This is a genomic window from Streptomyces sp. EDA2-14 (genome assembly GCF_054963755.1).
The window spans coordinates 132,122-149,749 of the sequence record NZ_JBUEGE010000009.1 but is presented as its reverse complement, the minus strand read 5'-3'; the positions used below and the strand labels follow the sequence as shown (position 1 = coordinate 149,749).

The following is a 17,628-nucleotide window of genomic DNA, read 5'->3' as shown; positions in this document are numbered from 1 at the left end:
CCCGAGTTCCTGACGGCCATTGCGCCGTCGACTCCGTCTGAATGCCGAATGCCCGCATCCTCGCCACCTTCCTGCTCTACGGGATAGGTTTTTCTGCTGTGAAGAATGAACCGCCCTATCCCATCGCCTCCGTCGACCACGCCCTCCACCTGGCCCTCCTGCTGCGCCAAGAAGGGCCGCTGCGGGTGAGCGAGGCGGCACAGCGCCTGGGGGTCTCCGTATCGACGGCGCACCGGCTGCTCGCCATGCTGGTCTACCGGGAGTTCGCACAGCAGCTCCCCGACCGCCGCTACGAAGCTGGCAACGTACTTCGCCCGACCGCAGCGACCGAGGCCCCGGTCGCGCTGCTCCGCCAGGTGTCTCTGCCACACATGGAGGACCTCGCCCGCGACGTGGGGGAATCGGTCAACCTGATCGTGCTGACCGGAAGCGAGGCACGGTTCATTGCCACTGCTGAGGCCGAGCAGGTTTTGCGAGTAGGAAGCAGGGCGGGACGCACGCTGCCGGCTCATCTCACGGCGGGCGGCAAGGTACTGCTGTCGTCCCTGTCGACGGAGGCCGTCAAGGCGCTCTATGAATCGGATGCCGCCGAGGACTCCGCAGTGGACGTGCCCCGCCTGTACCGCGAACTCAGCTTGATCCGTAAGCGCGGATTCGCGATCAACGATCAGCGCACCGAGGCCGGCCTCACGGCCGTTGCCGTCACGGTCCAGGACGGGTACGGCCAGGACGTGGCCTCGGTGGCGCTGGCGATGCCCAGTGTCCGTTTCGCCAAGGAGCGGCTGGCCGAATGCGTGAAGGCGCTGCACGCGACCGCCGCGAACATCACTCGCGGACTGACATGAGGGGTCGGTGAAGCTGCCGGCCCAGCTACGTCCGCCGGCTGTCGTTCATCGCCTGCCTCCCACTGCGAACTGGGTGAGGTCCTGCCCGGCCGTCACTCTGCCTGTGAACGTCTTGCGTACGTGCTTGACCCAGGTGTCGTCCGTGACCGCACGAGCATCGCCGGGGGCGATGTGGCTGAGCACAACCTCGCGTACCCCGGCGCTGGAGGCGACCCGCCCGACCTGCTGCGGCGTCGTGTGAGCCTGCTCCATGTGTTCCATGAAGCCGGGTCCGTAACCGACGATGGTGTCCGCGTTCGCGGAGAACCAGTCCAGGTCGACGACCTCGTGGACAAGGATGTCGCACCCGTCGGCGAGCCGGGCCACGTTGTCGCTGAACCTCGTGTCACCGGAGAAGGTCACTGCCCCTTCGTCGGTGTCGAACCGGAAGGCGAACGATGGGAACACCCGACCGTGCGGTACCAGGATCGCGCTGACCTTAACCCGGTTGTCCTCGAAGACGCGGAAGGGCCGCATCGCCGGGGACGTGTGCGTCGCCGATGCCTTCGAGCCGGCGGGAAGCGCGATGTCACGTGCCTCGAACAGCGCCTGGTGGTTGGTCTGGGCACCTTCCTCGGTGTTGCGGATGTTCATGTCGTACGCGTAGCCGGCCAGCAGGCCGCGGAACATGTCGGCCGTTCCGGGGGTGGGGTGCGCAGGGTTGACCAGAGGTACCGACTTGCCGCCGTAGGGCTCCGGGAGCGCGCCCGCCCGGCCGGGGCCGTGGATCGGTATGGGCCGGCTGAGTGCCCCAGGGGTCGTCCAGAGGAGATTGAACAGGTCAAAGAGGTGATCGGAGTGCAGGTGGGTGATGAACATTCCGCTCAGTGATGCCGCCTCCAAACCGGCCTGGCCGAACCTTCGGGCGGTCCCGAGCCCCGCGTCGATGATGTAGGTGCGTTCTCCCACCACCAGGACTGAGCCGATACCGGCCCTGCCGGGCGTGAAGGCGGGGCCAGAGGCGGTTCCAAGGAGGATCAGTCGGGTGCGGGAGCCATTGGCGTCGCCGGACAGTGACGTGGGCTCGGCGGGAGCAGCCGTGGTGTGGCCGTTCGCCGAAGCGATGCCGGTGCACATGCTCCACGCGGTTGCGGTGGCTGCGGCCAGTACGCCCACGGCTGCCCGTCGGGAAGGGAGGGTGGCAGAGGAGCAGCAGTGCTCGATTCCGGGCACGGAGGACTCTCGCTTTCGGCTCAGGAAGGTTCCGGACTGCGGCAGCGCAGTGTTCGGCGCGCGGGCCGGAGGACCGACGCGTGGATGCGCGTTACGGGCAGGAATGTGCGGCACACGAAGGCGGATGGGTTGGTGCAAGCGGCGGCCGCCCAAGGGTGACTTCTCGGCCGTCGCTTTGGGCGCGAGGGCGACAAGGCAGTTGGAGAGCGATGACGAATCCGAGGGAGGCCGCCGTCCTGTGGAGGCGGCCGGGGTTCGGAGGCTGAAGTTTGGCCTGCCGTGCGGCGAAGCCAACGGGCTATCACACGGCGCCACACAAGCAGGAGAAGAGCGGGCGAAGGATCGCCAGCACAGCTTGGAAGGAGACCGCGTTGCGGCCCCTCCCAAGCGCGTACAGGCCACGGGCCCGGATCGCCTAGTCCGGCAACGTCCCGCCGATCAGGACGAACGCAAGCACGCACGGCTCCTGCGAACGGTTGGCCCAGGCGTGTGCGGTGCCGCGCTGGACGAGGACGTCGCCGGCAGTCATGCGGACCTCGGTCTCGTCCAGCACCGCCCAGATCTCGCCGTTCAGGACGATTGCGTAGTCGATGGACTCCGTTGTGTGGAAGGCGAGCGGCTTGACCTCCTTGCCGTCCGCATCGAAGCGCCACTCCTGGTCGGGGGGAAGCTCCAGGATTCGGAAGACGGAGCCGTTCTTCGAGGGACCGACGTTGCGCGCCTCGTCACCGGCGACCGGGTCGGTGTAGGGAGATGTGTTGTCCGCCGGGCTGCTCTCGGTCCGCCACACGTCTGTCGCTACATACGTCGGTGTAGCGTGCCCGACCTTGCCGCGCACGACGCTGTCGTCGACGATCGTCGATCGGCCGTCGGCATTGACTCCTGTGACCAGGCGACGGACCTTTCGGGTGGTGGCCGCGGGTTCCACATCGGCGGAGAAAGGGTTGTACGCGCCCAAGGGTTTCTCTCCTCTTGCGGGATTCGGTGGCGACTCTGTGCCGCCGGTTCGATACGCCGGTTTTCAGGCGACGGACCGGCGATGTTGACAGACCGACCCCGAGCGAGCCATCCGCTTCCTGCGAGAGTTGTCCGCAGCCTGCGGTGGACCGAGAACACACCTGCGGCAGGAGACGTCAGGACAGACCCGCGGACTCCTCCTCGGCCAGCCTGATCAAGCACTCACGGAACCACCGATGGCCTGGATCGCGATCGGTCCGCTTCGTCCAGGCCATGATTTCGGTGATCGGCTGGAGTTGCGGGATCGGCGGCTCAAGCAGTCGGATCCCGGCAGCACTTCCGATCTTACGTGCGAGTCGCTCGTGGACCAGCGTGACGAGCCTCGTGCCGCTCAGTAGGAACGGCGCCATGCCGAACCCCGCGGTGATCTCGGTGTTGCGCGGCACGCCGAGGAAGTCGAGCTGCATCTCCGACAGGCCCCGCAGATGTCCCGAGGACGCTGCCAGGTACGGGAGCGTCGTGAACTGCTCCAGCGTGATCTCGTCGCCGACCTCGGGGTGATCCTTGTCGACGGCGACCAGGTAGCGGTCCTGGAACAGCACCCGGTGCGGGAATTGCTCATGCTCCTCGAAGGCTTCCCTCGGCATGACCAACAGGTCCGCCCGGTGGCCACGGAGTTGCTCGGCGAAGTCGTCACCCGTCGGGAAGATGTTCAGCCGGATTCCGGGCGCCTCGACGGACAGCCGGGCGATGAGGGGCTGGAGGAACGTCATCGTCAGGTAGTCGTTTGCGATCACCGAGAACGTGCGCTCGGCCGTGGCCGGGTCGAACGCCTCGCGCTGGGACAGCACGATCTCGATGCCAGTGAGCAGTTCACGCACCGGGCCGACCAGCGACTCGGCCAGGGGCGTGGCGACAAGCCCGCGCCCCTCCCTGGTCAGGAGCGGATCGTTGAAGAGTTTCCGCAGGCGGGACAGGGTCGATGACATGGCCGACTGACCGATCGAGAGCCTGTGCGCGGCATGGGTCACGCTTCGCTCGATCATCAGCATGTCGAAGGCGACCAGCAGGTTGAGGTCAACGCGTCGAAGGTCCACGCCACCACATTAATTGATTTCATCAATGCCAAGCATCATCAGGAATTGTTTGTGCACGGTGATCGGCATCACTACGTTCGGATTAACGACGCGTGAACGCGTATTTCGTCGCCGCTGTCGCCGCCACCGAACGAGGAGAGAACGTGACGAAGCCTCTGATCACCCATCTACGCCATGTGGCGATTGCGGCCCCCGACCTCGACCGCCAGCTGGCCTTCTACCGCGACCTTTGGGGTCTGACCACTGTCGAGTCGGACTCCGGCGTGCAGTTCCTCGCCGCCGAGGGGTCCCCCGAGAACTACATCCTGCGCCTGCGGAAGGACGACCAGAAACGGCTCGACCTGGTGTCTTTCGGTGCCGCCACCCCGTCGGACGTCGACACCCTCGCGGCGCAACTGGCCCAGCAGGGCGTCCAGATCGTCCACCCCCCGAAGAAGATCGACACTCCCGGTGGGGGCTACGGATTCCGGTTCTTCGACGGCGACGGACGCGTGGGCGAAGTCTCCTCGGACGTCGCCACCCGTGATTTCCGTGTCATCGAGGAGCGCGAGTCGATCCCCGTCCGTCTCTCGCACTTCGTGGTCAACTCCCCCACCCCTGAGGCGACCGTCGACTGGTACGTGAAGCACCTCGGCTTCAAGCTCTCCGACACCCTGTGTCTCGGCCCCCGAGGCGACTTCATGTGGTTCCTGCGCTGCAACGACTGGCACCACTCCTTCGCCGTCGCCCGCGGCCCGCACGTCGCGGTCCACCACGTCTCCTTCGAGATGCGCGGAATCGACGAGTACCTGCGCGGCACCGGCCGGATGCTGCGTGAGGGCGTCCAAAAGATCTGGGGGCCCGGTCGCCACAAAGCCGGTGACAACACCTACTCCTACTTCCTGGACCGCGTCGGGAACTGCGTCGAGTACACCACCGAGCTCGAGACCGTCGACTGGGACCAGCACCACCCGTCCGTCTACGACGTGACGAAGCCCGACTTCATCGACCAGTGGGGCACCGCGAACCAAATGAACGAGTTCGTGGCCAAGCAGCAGTTCAACGACCCCGACCGCGGCGTGTTCGTCGCGCCCCCGCTCTGACCGCTTCCCAGAACAGGAAGTCATCGATGACTCCCACCAACGACCCTCCGCCGTCGACGCCGTTCTCCACCCCTCTGCATGTCCTTCTCGACCGGGTCGAGAAGGACATGCAGGAGGACCTCGTCCCGGCCGAGATCTTCAACAACGACGACGTCTTCACGGCGGAGATGGAGCGGATCTTCACCAACACCTGGGTCTTCGTCGCCCACGAGAGCGAGATACCCAAGGCCGGTGACTTCGTCCAGCGCAGGATCGGGCTCGACCCGGTCATCGTGACCCGCGACGGCAAGGGCGGCATCAACGTGCTGTCCAACTACTGCCGTCACCGCGGCACCCAGGTGTGCCAGACCGACGCGGGCAACTCCCGCTTCTTCACATGTCCCTACCACGGCTGGACCTACGCCAACGACGGACGCCTGGTCGGCACGCCACTGATGCACCGCGCGTACGGCGAGCCACTGGACCCGAATCAGTGGAGCCTCAAGCGCGCACCAAAGGTCGAGAACCGCAAGGGCTTCGTGTTCGCCTCCCTGTCCGAGGACGTTCCTCCGCTGGAGGAGTGGCTCGGCGGCGGTGGTTGGATGCTCGACCTCATCACCCAGCTGCACCCGGACGGCATGCGGGTCGCGGGTCCGCCCGAGCGGTACATCGTCAACGGCGACTGGAAGACGGCTGCCGAGAACTTCGCCGGCGACGTTTACCACCTGCCAACCCTGCATGCCAGCGTCCAGGAGATCGACCTGCTCGAAGGCATCCAGGCCACCTGCGAGATCGGCCGGACCTACGAGTTCGAGAACGGTCACACCTTCATCGGGCACGCCTGGACACAGGCCATCGATCCGAGCTTCACGTTGTGGGGCTACCCGGAGGAGTACAAGGAGCAGTTCGACCTCGCCTCCCTGGACGAGACCCAGAGGTTCGTGGTCAACCACGAACCTCCCACCGTGGGGACCATCTTCCCCAACTTCAGCTACATCCGGTTCTTCTCCCCGCTCCCGGACGGCCCACCGGCGGTCGTCACCAGTTTCCGCCAGTGGCAGCCCGTCGCTCCGGGACAACTGGAGCTGTGGAACTGGCAGTTCGTGTGGAACTTCCAGGACGAGGACACTGCACAACGGGACTACATCGGCGGCCAGTACCTCTTCGGTTCGGCCGGCATCTTCGAGCAGGACGACACCGTCGCCTGGGAGGGGGTCCAGCGTGCCGCCGCCAGCCCATGGATGCGCAAGGAAGGGCTGAAGTTCAACTACAAGCAGGGAGAGAACTCGCCCGTCGACGACACTCCGGATCCGAACTGGAGGGGGCCGGGCGTCCACCGCAACACCGGCTACGGCGAGCACGTGCAGTTCAACTTCCTTCGCCAGTGGCTGCGCACCTTGAAGGGCGAGACGGCCACCGGCGACGAGACCACCGAAGGGACGCCGGTATGAACGCCGCCGAAGCCCCGGACACCCTCGCGGTGCCCCCCTCGACGCACACCCTCGTGGCGCAGTTCCTCGCACACGAAGCACGGCTCCTGGACGAGGCACGCGAGGAGGAGTGGTTCGAACTGCTCGACGACGACCTGTTGTACACGGTGCCATCGCGTCAGTCGACCGCACCGCGTGACATAGAGGTCGACCGGTCCGCCTGGCGCATCTGCGACACCAAGGCACACATCCGCACCCGGATCGCCCGGCAGAACACCGGCCACGCCTACTCCGAGGTACCACCCTCCCGCACCATGCGGCTGGTAGGCAGCGTCGAGGTACAGCAGACCTCCGAAGCCGATGTCGTCGAGGCATACAGCTCACTGCTGCTGTACCGACAACGCGGGATCGACACCCATTTCGACCTGATCCCCTGCCGCCGCAACGACAGGATCCGGCTCACGGCCGCGGGCCCACACCTCCTGGCGCGCGAAGTGATCCTGACCGAGACCAGCCTCAAAACCGCAAACCTGGGAGTGTTCCTGTGAGCCGCGTGACCGTCGACCCGGGGCGTTGTACCGCCTATGGAATCTGCGTCGGCATTCACCCCGATGTCTTCGCCGTCCCGCCCGGCAGCCCCGTCGCCGTCATCACCCGCGATGTCCTCACTGAGGATGATCTGGAAGACGTCGAGGAGGCCGTACGGGCCTGTCCGGCCCAGGCTCTGCACCTGGTCGAGGGCTGATCCATGAGCCGGGACAACGACGGCATCGTGATCGTCGGGGCGTCGGCCGCAGGACTGTCCACCGCCGACGGCCTGCGGGAGGGCGGGTACACGGGTCCGCTCACCGTGCTGGACGAGGAGGAGGAGCCAGGGTACGACCGGCCGATGCTCTCCAAGAGCCTGCTGGCCGCCAAGGAACATGCGACGCCGTTCGCGCTGCGGACGCAAGATCAACTCGCGGTCAAAAACATAGACTTGATCGCCGGTCACGGCGCCAGAGGGCTGGACATCGACCGCCGCCTCGTGGTGACCAACTGTGGTGAGGCCATCGGCTGGCAGCACCTCGTCATCGCGACCGGCGTCACCGCGCGCCCGATCGTGACGACCGGCGGCACGCCCCTGCCGACTCTGCGGACGCGCAGCGATCTGGCCGCCGCCAGACAGCTCGCGACTAGCGGGGAGCCGGTGACACTCGTCGGAGGTGGGTTCATCGGCCTGGAGGTGGCCGCGGCTCTCCGCTCACGCGGCGTCGACGTGACGCTGCTGTGCGCGAATCACCTGCCGCTCGCCGGATCCCTCGGGGAAGCGGTCGCCGTCTGGCTGCACGGTCTGCACCTGGCGAACGGAGTCGAATTCGGCCTCGGTTCCGCCACGAGCCACGTGGAGGAGACACCGCAGGGCTACAACATCCACCTCGCCGACGGCCGCGTGCACCAGGCTACGAACGTACTCGCGGGCATTGGCGCGGAGCCGGCCACCGACTGGCTCGTCGGATCGGGCGTCCAACTCGACCACGGTGTCGTCACCGACGCGGCCGGTCGCACGAACGTCGACGGCGTGTGGGCCTCCGGTGACATCGCCTGCCGTTGGGATCAGAGCCGCCGTCGCCACCGGCGCTTCGAGCACTGGACCCACGCCATCGAGCAAGGACGTCGCGTGGGTCTCAACATCGCCCGCGGTGAGGCCACCGCCCACGATGCGGTCCCCTACGTCTGGACCGAGCAGTACGGACTGACCCTCCACATGCTCGGCGAACGCCGCCCCGGCGACACCGACATCGTCGTCGAGGGCTCCATCGCCGCCGGCGACTTCGTCGTCGTCCACGGCACGGACGACGAACTGCACGGCGCCACGATCTGCGGCCGCGTCCGCGCCCTGCGGACCTACAAGAAGCTGCTCCGTGCCCGTGCGTCGCTGAACGACGCGCTGGGCAGCGCGGCGTCCGCCTGATCCCCACTCTTCGAAAACCCCCAGCAAGGACCCCTCATGCAGATGCTCGACAACCATGTCGTCCTGATCACCGGCGGCGGCTCGGGTCTCGGCCTCGGCCTCGCCCGTCACTTCTTCGAGGAAGGCGCTCAGGTCGCCATCCTGGAGATCTCCGCCGACAAACTGACCGACCTCAAGGGCGAGTTCGGCGACGACGTGCTGCTCGTGCGCGGCGATGTCACCCGTACCGAGGACCTGATCGCCTGCCGCCAGGCGGTCCTGGACCGCTTCGGCCGCATCGACGCCCTCGTCGGCGCGCACGGCATCTTCGACGGCAACATCCCCCTGCGCGACGTCCCCCTGGACAGGGTCGAGTCGCTGTTCGACGAGGTGTTCCACGTCGACGCCCTCGGCTACATCCTGGCCGCCAAGGTCTTCGTGGACGATCTGGAGAAGACGGGCGGCTCCATCGTGCTGACCTCCTCCACCGCGGCCTACGCCGCCGACGGCGGCGGACTCTTCTACACGGCGGCCAAGGGCGCGGTGCGCAGCGTGGTCAACCAGCTCGCCTTCGAGTTCGCTCCGCAGGTCCGGGTCAATGGTGTCGCCCCGTCGGGAATCGCCAACAGCCAGCTGCGCGGCCCCAGTGCACTCGGCCTGGAGAACAACAAGCAGTCCGACATCCCCAAGGAGGACTTCGAGGCGCAGTTCGTCAGTCTCGCGCTGCTGCCGACCCTGCCGACCCCGGAGGAGTACGCGCCGCTCTATGCCTACCTCGCCTCCCGCAACAACACCACGATGACCGGGCAGACGATCGTCGCCGACCAGGGCGTGTTCAACCGCGCAGTGATCAGCAACGGCACCGCCGACCGCGTGGGGAAGTGACCATGTTCCGCTACTTCCCCAACAATTACGTATGGAGCCTGTCGGTCAGCATCGCCATGAACTGCGGCGGTCAGATCGGCGAGGTGGAACAGATCTGCGCCCCGCTCGTGGACGCGGCCAAGGACGGCGACGACGCCGGCACCGAGAAGTTCTTCCAGTCGTGGTGCGCGTTCGCCGACGGACTCGTGCGCGATGCCGAGCGGAACCTCGCGGACGGGCATGCGCTGTCGGCCGCCGCACGCTATGCCCGCGCCTCGGTCTACTACCTGGTCGCCGAGCGCATGCAGAGCCGGCACTACGCACCGCGCGAGGTCGCCTACCGCAAGTCCGTCGAGACCTGTCGGCTTGCGATCGAACACGGGAGGGAGCGCGCCGAGTTCGTCGAGATCCCCTACGAGGACACCTCGTACCCGGCGCTCTTCGTCCCCGCCGACGGCGAGCCCCCGGCGAGCGGATACCCGGTCATGGTGTTCTGCAACGGCCTGGACTCCATGAAGGAGATGCTGTTCCGGCTCGGGCTGCCGAGGGAGCTCGCGCGCCGCGGCATCGCGACGCTCTGCGTCGACCAGCCGGGCACCGGCGCCTCGCTGCGCGAGCGGGGACTTCCCGCGATCCACGACAGCGAGCGCTGGGCCGGTGCCGCGGTGGACTACCTGGAGACCCGGCCGGACGTCGACCGCACCCGCATCGGCATGAGCGGCGTCTCGCTCGGGGGCTACTACGCGCCGCGCGCGGCCGCCTTCGAGAAGCGCTTCAAGCTCTGTGCCGTCTGGGGCGCCAACTACAACTGGGGCGAACTCCAGAAGCGCCGTCTGCAGCGCGAGGGCGAGAACCCCGTGCCGCACTACTGGGACCACGTCCAGTGGGTGTTCGGCAAGACCGACCTCGACGACTTCATGGCCTTCGCACCCAGCATGACGCTGGAGGGCGTGGCCGAGCAGATCACCGTCCCGTTCCTCGTCACGCACGGCGAGGACGACCGGCAGATCCCGATGGAGTTCGCCGTGCCCGAGTACGAGAACGCCGTGGGCAGCCCCGACCGCCACTTCAAGGTGTTCGGCCGCGCCGAGGGCGGCTCGTCGCACGCCGGCGCGGACAACGAGTCCGTTCCCTCGCACTACATCGCCGACTGGGTCGCCGACCGCCTCTGAAAGGGAGCCATGACCACTCCATCCCCCGCCCCCGGCTGGACGATCGGCACCGACGTCGGTGGCACGTTCACCGACCTGTGGCTCCGCTCCCCCGACGGCGAGTCCTGGGTGTGCAAGTCCCCGACCACCTCCGACGTGGTGACGGGTGTGATCAATGCCGTCCGTCTCGCCGCCGAGACCGTCGGCCTCGACACCAGGGAACTGTGCTCCCGGATCACCCGGTTCGGGCACGGCACCACGGTCGGCCTCAACTCGCTGCTGACCGGGCGCTCGGCGAAGACCGGGCTCATCACCACCGCCGGATTCGGCGACGTCCTGGAGATCGGCCGGCTGCGCCGCGGCACCGCCGGCCTGCAGGGCCTCGACCTCGGCGACTACCACCTGCGCGGCCAGGTGGCGCCGCTGGTGCCCCGCCCCCAGGTCGTGGAGGTGACCGAACGCATCGACTCGGACGGCACCGTCCGCACCCCGCTGGACGAGGCCAACGTGCTCGATGCGCTCGGCCGCCTGAGCGACCTGGGCGTGGAGGCCGTGGCCGTCTGCCTGCTGTGGGCCACGGAGAACCCGGCCCATGAACTCGCCGTCGCCAAGCTCGTCGAGCAGAAGCTGCCCGGCGCCTTCCTGTCCCTCTCGCACGAGATCGCGCCCTCGGTGGGTGAGTACGCGCGCGCCTCGACCACCGTGGCGAACGCGGCGCTCGGCCCGGTGCAGGGCCGCTATCTCACCCTCCTCGAGGAGCAGCTGGCCGCGCTCGGCATGACCGCCCCGATCATGATGACGACGAGCGCGGGCGGCGTGGTCCCCGCGCGGACCGTCACCGAGCGGCCGGTGTCGAACCTGCTGTCGGGACCGGCGTCCTGCGTCGTCGCCGGGCAGAAGCTCGGCGCGGAACTCGGTGCCCCGAACGTCCTGACCATGGACGTCGGCGGCACCAGCTTCGATGTCGGCGTCGTCGCGGACGGCGTCGCCCTGATGAGCGACGAAGTCACCTTCGGCGGCGCCGACATGCGCGTGCCGAGCATCGACATCGCCTCGATCGGCGCCGGCGGCGGCTCGATCGCGGCGGTCGAGGGCGGGGTCCTGAACGTCGGACCGCGCAGCGCGGGCGCCGAGCCGGGTCCGGTCTGCTACGGCAAGGGCGGCACCGAGCCGACGACCACCGACGCCGATCTGGTCCTCGGGGTGCTCGACCCGGAGCAGTTCGGCAGCGGCGGCATCGTCCTCGACCGTGAGGCCGCGAAACGGGCCATCGCGGGGCGCGTCGGCGCGCCGCTCGGGCTCGACGCCGTCGAGGCGGCCAGGGCGATACGCGTCGTCTTCGACAACGCGATGGCCGACCTGCTGCGGGCCGTCACCATCGAACGCGGTCACGACCCGCGGGAGTTCACCCTGGTCGCCGGCGGCGGATCCGGCCCGTCGCACGCGTGGGCGCTGTGCCGCGAGGCCGGCCTTGCCGGCTTCATCGTGCCGCCGACGGCCACGGCCCAGTCGGCGTTCGGAGCCGGCACGTCCGATCTCAAGACCACGTCGTCGCGCACGTGTTACCGGCGTGTGCTCTCGGAGGTCGGCCCGAGCGCCGAGGACGCCCGCGTGGTCGCCGACGCCCTCGCGGACACGAGTGCGCGTGCTGTCGCGGCGCTCCCCGACCCCGCGCTCGGCACGGTCACCCACACCGCGTCCATCCGCTACTTCGGCCAGGCCCACCACGTCGACGTCACGGTGCCCACCTCCCCGGACGAGGATGCCCTCGCGGAGCTTCTGCGCAGCTTCGAGGAGGAGTACGAGCAGTTGTGGGGCAAGGGTTCCGGCTTCCGGGAAGCGGGCTTCGAACTCCTCTCGGTCCGTTCCGTGGCGGCGCTTCCGTCTGCCGCGGCGGACGGGCACGGCACCGGTGAGCCCTTCACCCGGCTCGGCACGCGTCCGGTGGTGTTCGACGACGCCGCGCACCCCGACGAGACCGTCGTGTACAGCGTCCGGCGTCCCGCGGCCGGTCAGGAGATCGCCGGTCCCGCGCTCGTCCAGCTCCCCGGCTGCGTCGTGGTGGTCCCCCCGGACGGGGTCGCCACCACGGACGCACTCGGCCTCATCCACGTGAAGGTGAACTGACATGACCTCCGCAATCGAGGTGGCCCCCGTCTCCTTGGACGACGCGAGTACGGACCCGGTGATCCGCCAGGTCGTCCGCAGCAGGCTCATCGCCATCACCGACCAGATGCGGCTCGCGCTGCAATCCGTCAGCGGCAGCCCGACGGTGACGGAGGCGAGCGACTTCTTCACGGGCATCTACCTGCCGGACGGCGCGTTCGTGACCATGGGCCACCAGGTGACCTTCGAGGCTCCTCCGGTGGGCTCCCTCATCCGTCACCTGCTGGGCAACGGCACCCGGCTCAAGGACGGCGACCGCATCATCGGCAACGACCCGTTCATCGGCGCCCTGCACCAGAACGACGTGCAGATGTGCGCGCCGTTGATCGTCGACGGCGAACTGCTCGGCTGGGCGGGGGTGATGGCGCACGAGACCGACATCGGCGGCATGGACTTCGCCTCCTGGTCACCGAAGGCCACCGAGGTGTGGCAGGAGGGGTTGCGCATCCCGGCCGTCAAGCTGGTCGACGGCGGTGAACTGCGCCAGGACGTGCTCGACATGATCCTCACGGCGTCGCGCCTGCCGGACCAGGTGGGCCTCGACATCCGGGCTTTCATCGCCACCCTGAACGTCGCGGCCGAGCGCCTCACCGAGCTCTGCCGCCGGTACGGCAAGTCCACCGTGCTCTCGGTGATGCACACGATGGTCGACGACGCCGAAACCCTGGTCCGTGCGCGGCTGCGCGAACTGCCGGACGGCGTCGTGCACACCCGCGACTTCCTGGAGCACGACGGCAAGCAGAACCTGCTCTTCGTCATCGACTGCGTCCTGACCAAGCGCGGTGACAGTCTCCACTTCGACTTCTCCGGCTCCTCCCCTCAGGCCAACGGGTTCGTGAACTCCTCCCGCGCGGGCCTGGCGGGCGGCGTCGCGGGCGCGGTGATTCCGACCCTGGGCTTCGGCATCCCCTGGAACGAGGGCCTGTTGCGCCCGGTGGAGATCTCGGCGCCCGACGGTCTCGTGTGCACCGCGGTGCCTCCGGCGCCGGTCGGGTCCGCCACCGTCGAAGCCGTCTGGACCGTCAGCAACGTCGTCTCCGCGGCGCTCAACCGGCTGCTGCTCGCCTCGCCGAAGTACGCGCACCGTGCCCAGGCCGTCAGCAGCGGCACCATGGCGACCTTCAACCTGTCCGGCCGCGACCGGCACGGGAAGGTGTTCGGCCTGCACCTGATGGACCCGCTGGCCGGTGGGTTCGGCGCGTTCGCCGACCACGACGGGCAGAACGCGGCCGGGCCGATCAACGCGCCGTGCCCCTCGATCGCCGACGTGGAGGTCAACGAGCAGAAGAACCCGCTCTTCTACCACTACCGGCGTCTCGCGCCCGGTACCGGCGGCGCCGGTCGCCGCCGTGGCGGGCTCGGCGCCGAGGTCGGCATCACCGTCTCCGTGCCCCGGGCCGAGGCGCTGGTGATGACGCACGGGGCCGAGGTGCCGAACTCCGTCGGGCTGGGAGGCGGCCTGCCCGGCTCCATGATCAACCAGCGGTTCCGGGCCGGCGAGGGAAATACCCAGCACCTCGGGCCGAAGCCCGGCTCCTTCCCGATGACGCCGGCGGACCTGTTCGAGGTCTCCTGGCAGGGCGGCGGCGGCATCGGTGATCCGCTCGACCGCGACCCCGCCGACGTCCTGGACGACATCCACTACGGCCTGGTCACCCGCGACGAAGCCCGGGAGACGTACGGCGTGGTGCTCGACGGGGACGGCGACGCGGTCGACGAGACCGCCACGTCGGCCGCCCGCCGCCAGCGGCGTGCCGCCCGACTGGGCGTCGAACCGGCGGCCGTCAAGGATCCGTTGCCCGTCTCCGAGGCGGCCTCCGACGGCACAGTGCGACTCGGCGACCGTCTCCTGCTCACGCGGGCCCCGTCCACCGGGCAGGTCCAGGTCCAAACCCCCGAGGGTGTCGTGCTCGCCACCGACTCGACCCGGTGGCGCGAGGGCGCACACCGCTTCGCTCTGACGCTGCCCCGTTCGGTCGGCGCGACCCTCCACTCGGACCTGACGGTCACCGGATGGGCCTGTCCCAGCACCGGCGCCCTGCTCGCGGTCGACGTACATCTCGCCGACCAGGAACCGTTCCACGACCTCGAACTCGACCTCAGCCCGCTGTGCTGAGCCGGGACGACCACGGGAGACATCCGATGAGCCGAAAGATCATTCTCACGATCGCCCCGACCGGCGGCATGGCCACGAAGGAACAGAGCCCTCACCTGCCCGTCACTCCGCAGGAGATCGCCGATGACGTGGCCCGCTGCTGGGAGGTCGGCGCGAGCGTCGTCGCCGTCCACGCCCGCCGCGAGGACGGCCTGGCCACCTGTGACCCCGATGTCTACTCCGAGATCAACTCCCTGATCCGGGCCCGGACGGACATCGTCATCAACAACTCCACCGGGGGCGGCATCCACGGCGACATGCCGGTCCGTCTCAGCGACGAACTGTGGGAGCTGGACTGGCACCAGAGGATCAAGGGCATCGAGGGCGTCAGCTGCGAGATGGCCACCCTCGACTCGCACACGATCACGGCCAGCACCCCCGAGCGGGAGTATCTCGTCACGACGACCCCCAAGCGCACTCGCTGGCTGCTCGATCAGATGACCCAGCGCGGCATCAAGCCGGAGTGGGAGGTCTTCAACCTCGGGCACATCATGTCCGACTTCACCACCCTGACCGCCGAGGGCCTCGACTCCCCGCCGTACTACTGCAACATCGTCCTCGGCGGCCAGCGCGGCTTCCAAGGCGGCCTGCCGTACACCCCCAAGATCCTCCAACTGCTCGTGGAACACCTGCCGGAGGGAACGGTCTGGGGTGTCTCTGGCATCGGACCGACCCAGCTTCCGGCGACGACCCATGGCCTGCTCCTCGGCGGCCACATGCGAGTCGGTCTCGAAGACAACCTTTACTACTCGCGCGGTCGGCTCGCCACCAACCTGGAGCTGGCGGAGCGCGCCGTGCGCATCATCCGCGAACTCGGTTACGAGATCGCCACTCCCAGCGAGGCACGCGACATGCTGGGCCTCAAGCAGCTCGACGAGGTGACCACATGAGCGTCTACACCGCCTCTGGCATCGTCGCCTGGTCCGATACCGATGCCTCCGGCCGTTACCACTACACGGCGGCGTACCGGTGGGCGGAGAACACCGAACACGCTCTGTACCGGGAGGTGATCCCGGACATCGACATCGGCAGGTTCCCTCGCCGCGCCACCGCGGCCTCGTACCACCAGCCGCTGATGGCGGGCGATGAGTACACCGTCAGCCTCGAGGTCGAACATGTCGGGAACTCCTCCATCACCTACACCTGGGACGTCATCGGCCCGAACGGCGTCTGCGTGCGTGGCGAACACTCGGTCGTCCACGTCGACTTCGAGGGCCGCCCGACCACCGTTCCCGAGGCACTGCGGAAGCGCCTGGCGCCGTCGTCGGAGGCCGCGTGATGGACAAGGTCCTTACCTCCACCGCCGAGGCGGTCGCCGACATCCGCTCCGGGAGCACCCTTTCGGTGGGCGGGTTCGGGTTGTGCGGCATCCCCGCCGTACTGATCCGCGCCCTTCTCGAGACCGGTGTCGACGAACTGGAGACGGTCTCCAACAACGCGGGCGTGGACGACTGGGGTCTGGGACTCCTTCTCAGCGCGGGTCGCCTGCGCCGGGTGGTGGCCTCGTACGTTGGCGAGAACAAGGAGTTCGCCCGGCAGTACCTTTCCGGAGAGCTGGAGGTCGAGCTGACCCCGCAGGGCACGCTCGCCGAGCGCATGCGGGCCGGCGGTTCGGGCATCGCGGCGTTCTACACACGCACCGGCGTGGGCACCCAGGTCGCCGACGGCGGCATGCCCTGGAAGTACGCGGGCGACGGAACCGTCGATGTGGCTTCCCCGGCCAAGACGGTGGCGACCTTCGACGGCATCGACCATGTGCTCGAGCACGCCATCGTGGCCGACTTCGGCCTGGTTCGCGCATGGAAGGGCGACAGGCACGGCAACCTCGTCTTCAAGGACGCGGCCCGCAATTTCAACCCGCTCGCGGCCATGTGCGGACGCACCACGATCGCCGAGGTGGAGCATCTCGTCGAGCCCGGCGACATCGACCCCAACGAGGTGCACCTACCTGGCGTCTACGTCCATCGGGTCGTCGCCCTCACGCCTGAACAGGCTGCAGACAAGCGAATCGAGAAGCGGACTTTGCGGCCCGACGAGACGTGGGGCACCGGAGACAAGGAGGAATCCGTGCGATGAGCTGGACACGCGAACAGATGGCCTCGCGCGCCGCCGTAGAGCTCAAGGACGGCGACTACGTCAACCTGGGCATCGGTCTCCCGACCATGATCCCGAGTTACGTCCCCGACGATGTGGAACTGGTGCTGCAGTCGGAGAACGGCATCCTCGGAACGGGCCGCTACCCGACCGAGGAAGAGGTCGACCCGGATCTCATCAACGCCGGCAAGGAGACGGTGACGGTGCGCCGCGGCGCGAGCTTCTTCGACTCCGCGACGTCCTTCGGGATGATCCGCGGCGGCAAGATAGACGCGGCAGTGCTCGGCGCGATGCAGGTCTCCGCCGGCGGCGACATCGCCAACTGGATGATCCCCGGAAAGGTGGTCAAAGGGATGGGCGGCGCGATGGACCTGGTCCACGGCGCCAAGAAGGTCGTTGTCCTGATGGAACACGTGGCCCGTGACGGCAGCCCCAAGATCGTGAACGAGTGCTCCCTGCCCTACACAGGCAGGGGCGTCGTTCAGCGGATCATCACGGACCTGTGCGTGCTGGACGTCACCCCTGCCGGCCTGCGCCTCGTCGAACTCGCCCCGGACGTCGCTCTCGACGAGGTCCGAGCCAAGACCGAACCGTTGGTGCTCGATTCCATCGCCCGGGATACGAGCCACACATGAGGAGCGGCCCGCACGGCTGGACGGACAG

General features: G+C 68.2%; 17 protein-coding genes. 14 read left to right on the top strand and 3 right to left on the bottom strand.

All coding sequences use genetic code 11. From position 1 onward, the window contains the following. The first annotated feature begins 41 nt into the window (after positions 1-41). Positions 42-845, top strand: coding sequence for an IclR family transcriptional regulator (locus ACY34M_RS22635; RefSeq protein ID WP_462719839.1), 804 nt, complete (start codon positions 42-44; stop codon positions 843-845). 45 nt (positions 846-890) lie between these two features. On the opposite strand, the gene ACY34M_RS22630 is transcribed toward ACY34M_RS22635, so the two are convergent. The 3 genes from ACY34M_RS22630 to ACY34M_RS22620 all read right to left on the bottom strand — a co-directional run bounded on the left by ACY34M_RS22630 (position 891) and on the right by ACY34M_RS22620 (position 4,111). Then, the gene (locus tag ACY34M_RS22630; protein ID WP_462719838.1) at positions 891-2,210 is read right to left on the bottom strand and encodes an MBL fold metallo-hydrolase; all 1,320 of its coding nucleotides are present in this window, start codon (positions 2,208-2,210) and stop codon (positions 891-893) included. A 262-nt stretch (positions 2,211-2,472) separates the two neighbouring features. Further along, a complete protein-coding gene (locus ACY34M_RS22625) occupies positions 2,473-3,015 on the bottom strand; it encodes a cupin domain-containing protein (RefSeq protein ID WP_462719837.1) in 543 nt (180 codons plus the stop codon). 175 nt (positions 3,016-3,190) lie between these two features. Then, on the bottom strand, positions 3,191-4,111 hold the full coding sequence (locus ACY34M_RS22620; RefSeq protein ID WP_462719836.1) for a LysR family transcriptional regulator: 921 nt from the start codon (positions 4,109-4,111) through the stop codon (positions 3,191-3,193). A gap of 143 nt (positions 4,112-4,254) precedes the next feature. Between ACY34M_RS22620 and ACY34M_RS22615 the strand changes: the two genes are divergently transcribed. Genes ACY34M_RS22615 through ACY34M_RS22555 form a run of 13 tightly spaced genes read left to right on the top strand, consistent with a single transcriptional unit; the run spans position 4,255 to position 17,600 of the window. Then, positions 4,255-5,193 (top strand): VOC family protein, encoded by a 939-nt coding sequence (locus ACY34M_RS22615; RefSeq protein WP_462719835.1) that lies wholly within the window; start codon positions 4,255-4,257, stop codon positions 5,191-5,193. Positions 5,194-5,219: 26 nt separating this feature from the next. Then, complete coding sequence (locus ACY34M_RS22610; protein WP_462719834.1) at positions 5,220-6,623, top strand: aromatic ring-hydroxylating oxygenase subunit alpha; 1,404 nt, start codon at positions 5,220-5,222, stop codon at positions 6,621-6,623. Further along, a complete protein-coding gene (locus ACY34M_RS22605) occupies positions 6,620-7,150 on the top strand; it encodes an aromatic-ring-hydroxylating dioxygenase subunit beta (RefSeq protein ID WP_462719833.1) in 531 nt (176 codons plus the stop codon). The genes ACY34M_RS22610 and ACY34M_RS22605 overlap by 4 nt, the downstream gene beginning before the upstream one ends. Continuing rightward, entirely contained in the window at positions 7,147-7,347 is a 201-nt protein-coding gene (locus tag ACY34M_RS22600) for a ferredoxin (protein ID WP_462719832.1), read from the top strand. Before ACY34M_RS22605 ends, ACY34M_RS22600 begins: the two co-directional genes overlap by 4 nt. Positions 7,348-7,350: 3 nt before the next feature. Then, entirely contained in the window at positions 7,351-8,556 is a 1,206-nt protein-coding gene (locus ACY34M_RS22595) for an NAD(P)/FAD-dependent oxidoreductase (RefSeq protein ID WP_462719831.1), read from the top strand. Between the two features lie 36 nt (positions 8,557-8,592). Continuing rightward, positions 8,593-9,420: an SDR family oxidoreductase gene (locus tag ACY34M_RS22590; RefSeq protein ID WP_462719830.1), complete on the top strand. Its 828-nt coding sequence runs from the start codon at positions 8,593-8,595 to the stop codon at positions 9,418-9,420. Between the two features lie 2 nt (positions 9,421-9,422). Next, entirely contained in the window at positions 9,423-10,571 is a 1,149-nt protein-coding gene (locus ACY34M_RS22585; protein WP_462719829.1) for an alpha/beta hydrolase family protein, read from the top strand. Positions 10,572-10,580: 9 nt separating this feature from the next. After that, complete coding sequence (locus tag ACY34M_RS22580) at positions 10,581-12,677, top strand: hydantoinase/oxoprolinase family protein (protein ID WP_462719828.1); 2,097 nt, start codon at positions 10,581-10,583, stop codon at positions 12,675-12,677. A gap of 1 nt (position 12,678) precedes the next feature. Further along, complete coding sequence (locus ACY34M_RS22575; RefSeq protein ID WP_462719827.1) at positions 12,679-14,832, top strand: hydantoinase B/oxoprolinase family protein; 2,154 nt, start codon at positions 12,679-12,681, stop codon at positions 14,830-14,832. A 26-nt stretch (positions 14,833-14,858) separates the two neighbouring features. Then, positions 14,859-15,761 (top strand): beta-keto acid cleavage family enzyme, encoded by a 903-nt coding sequence (locus ACY34M_RS22570; RefSeq protein ID WP_462719826.1) that lies wholly within the window; start codon positions 14,859-14,861, stop codon positions 15,759-15,761. Beyond that, complete coding sequence (locus tag ACY34M_RS22565) at positions 15,758-16,150, top strand: acyl-CoA thioesterase (RefSeq protein WP_462719825.1); 393 nt, start codon at positions 15,758-15,760, stop codon at positions 16,148-16,150. Before ACY34M_RS22570 ends, ACY34M_RS22565 begins: the two co-directional genes overlap by 4 nt. Continuing rightward, a complete protein-coding gene (locus ACY34M_RS22560; RefSeq protein ID WP_462719824.1) occupies positions 16,150-16,947 on the top strand; it encodes a CoA transferase subunit A in 798 nt (265 codons plus the stop codon). The genes ACY34M_RS22565 and ACY34M_RS22560 overlap by 1 nt, the downstream gene beginning before the upstream one ends. Next, on the top strand, positions 16,944-17,600 hold the full coding sequence (locus ACY34M_RS22555; protein WP_462719823.1) for a CoA transferase subunit B: 657 nt from the start codon (positions 16,944-16,946) through the stop codon (positions 17,598-17,600). Before ACY34M_RS22560 ends, ACY34M_RS22555 begins: the two co-directional genes overlap by 4 nt. Positions 17,601-17,628 lie beyond the last annotated feature (28 nt).

Excerpts from the sequence above, each read along its gene's own strand:
- ACY34M_RS22590 (WP_462719830.1), top strand. The coding sequence starts at position 8,593 with ATGCAGATGCTCGACAACCATGTCGTCCTGATCACCGGCGGCGGCTCG.
- ACY34M_RS22610 (WP_462719834.1), top strand. The coding sequence starts at position 5,220 with ATGACTCCCACCAACGACCCTCCGCCGTCGACGCCGTTCTCCACCCCT.
- ACY34M_RS22585 (WP_462719829.1), top strand. The coding sequence starts at position 9,423 with ATGTTCCGCTACTTCCCCAACAATTACGTATGGAGCCTGTCGGTCAGC.
- ACY34M_RS22605 (WP_462719833.1), top strand. The coding sequence starts at position 6,620 with ATGAACGCCGCCGAAGCCCCGGACACCCTCGCGGTGCCCCCCTCGACG.
- ACY34M_RS22560 (WP_462719824.1), top strand. The coding sequence starts at position 16,150 with ATGGACAAGGTCCTTACCTCCACCGCCGAGGCGGTCGCCGACATCCGC.
- ACY34M_RS22595 (WP_462719831.1), top strand. The coding sequence starts at position 7,351 with ATGAGCCGGGACAACGACGGCATCGTGATCGTCGGGGCGTCGGCCGCA.
- ACY34M_RS22635 (WP_462719839.1), top strand. The coding sequence starts at position 42 with ATGCCGAATGCCCGCATCCTCGCCACCTTCCTGCTCTACGGGATAGGT.
- ACY34M_RS22555 (WP_462719823.1), top strand. The coding sequence starts at position 16,944 with ATGAGCTGGACACGCGAACAGATGGCCTCGCGCGCCGCCGTAGAGCTC.
- ACY34M_RS22570 (WP_462719826.1), top strand. The coding sequence starts at position 14,859 with ATGAGCCGAAAGATCATTCTCACGATCGCCCCGACCGGCGGCATGGCC.
- ACY34M_RS22565 (WP_462719825.1), top strand. The coding sequence starts at position 15,758 with ATGAGCGTCTACACCGCCTCTGGCATCGTCGCCTGGTCCGATACCGAT.
- ACY34M_RS22580 (WP_462719828.1), top strand. The coding sequence starts at position 10,581 with ATGACCACTCCATCCCCCGCCCCCGGCTGGACGATCGGCACCGACGTC.
- ACY34M_RS22575 (WP_462719827.1), top strand. The coding sequence starts at position 12,679 with ATGACCTCCGCAATCGAGGTGGCCCCCGTCTCCTTGGACGACGCGAGT.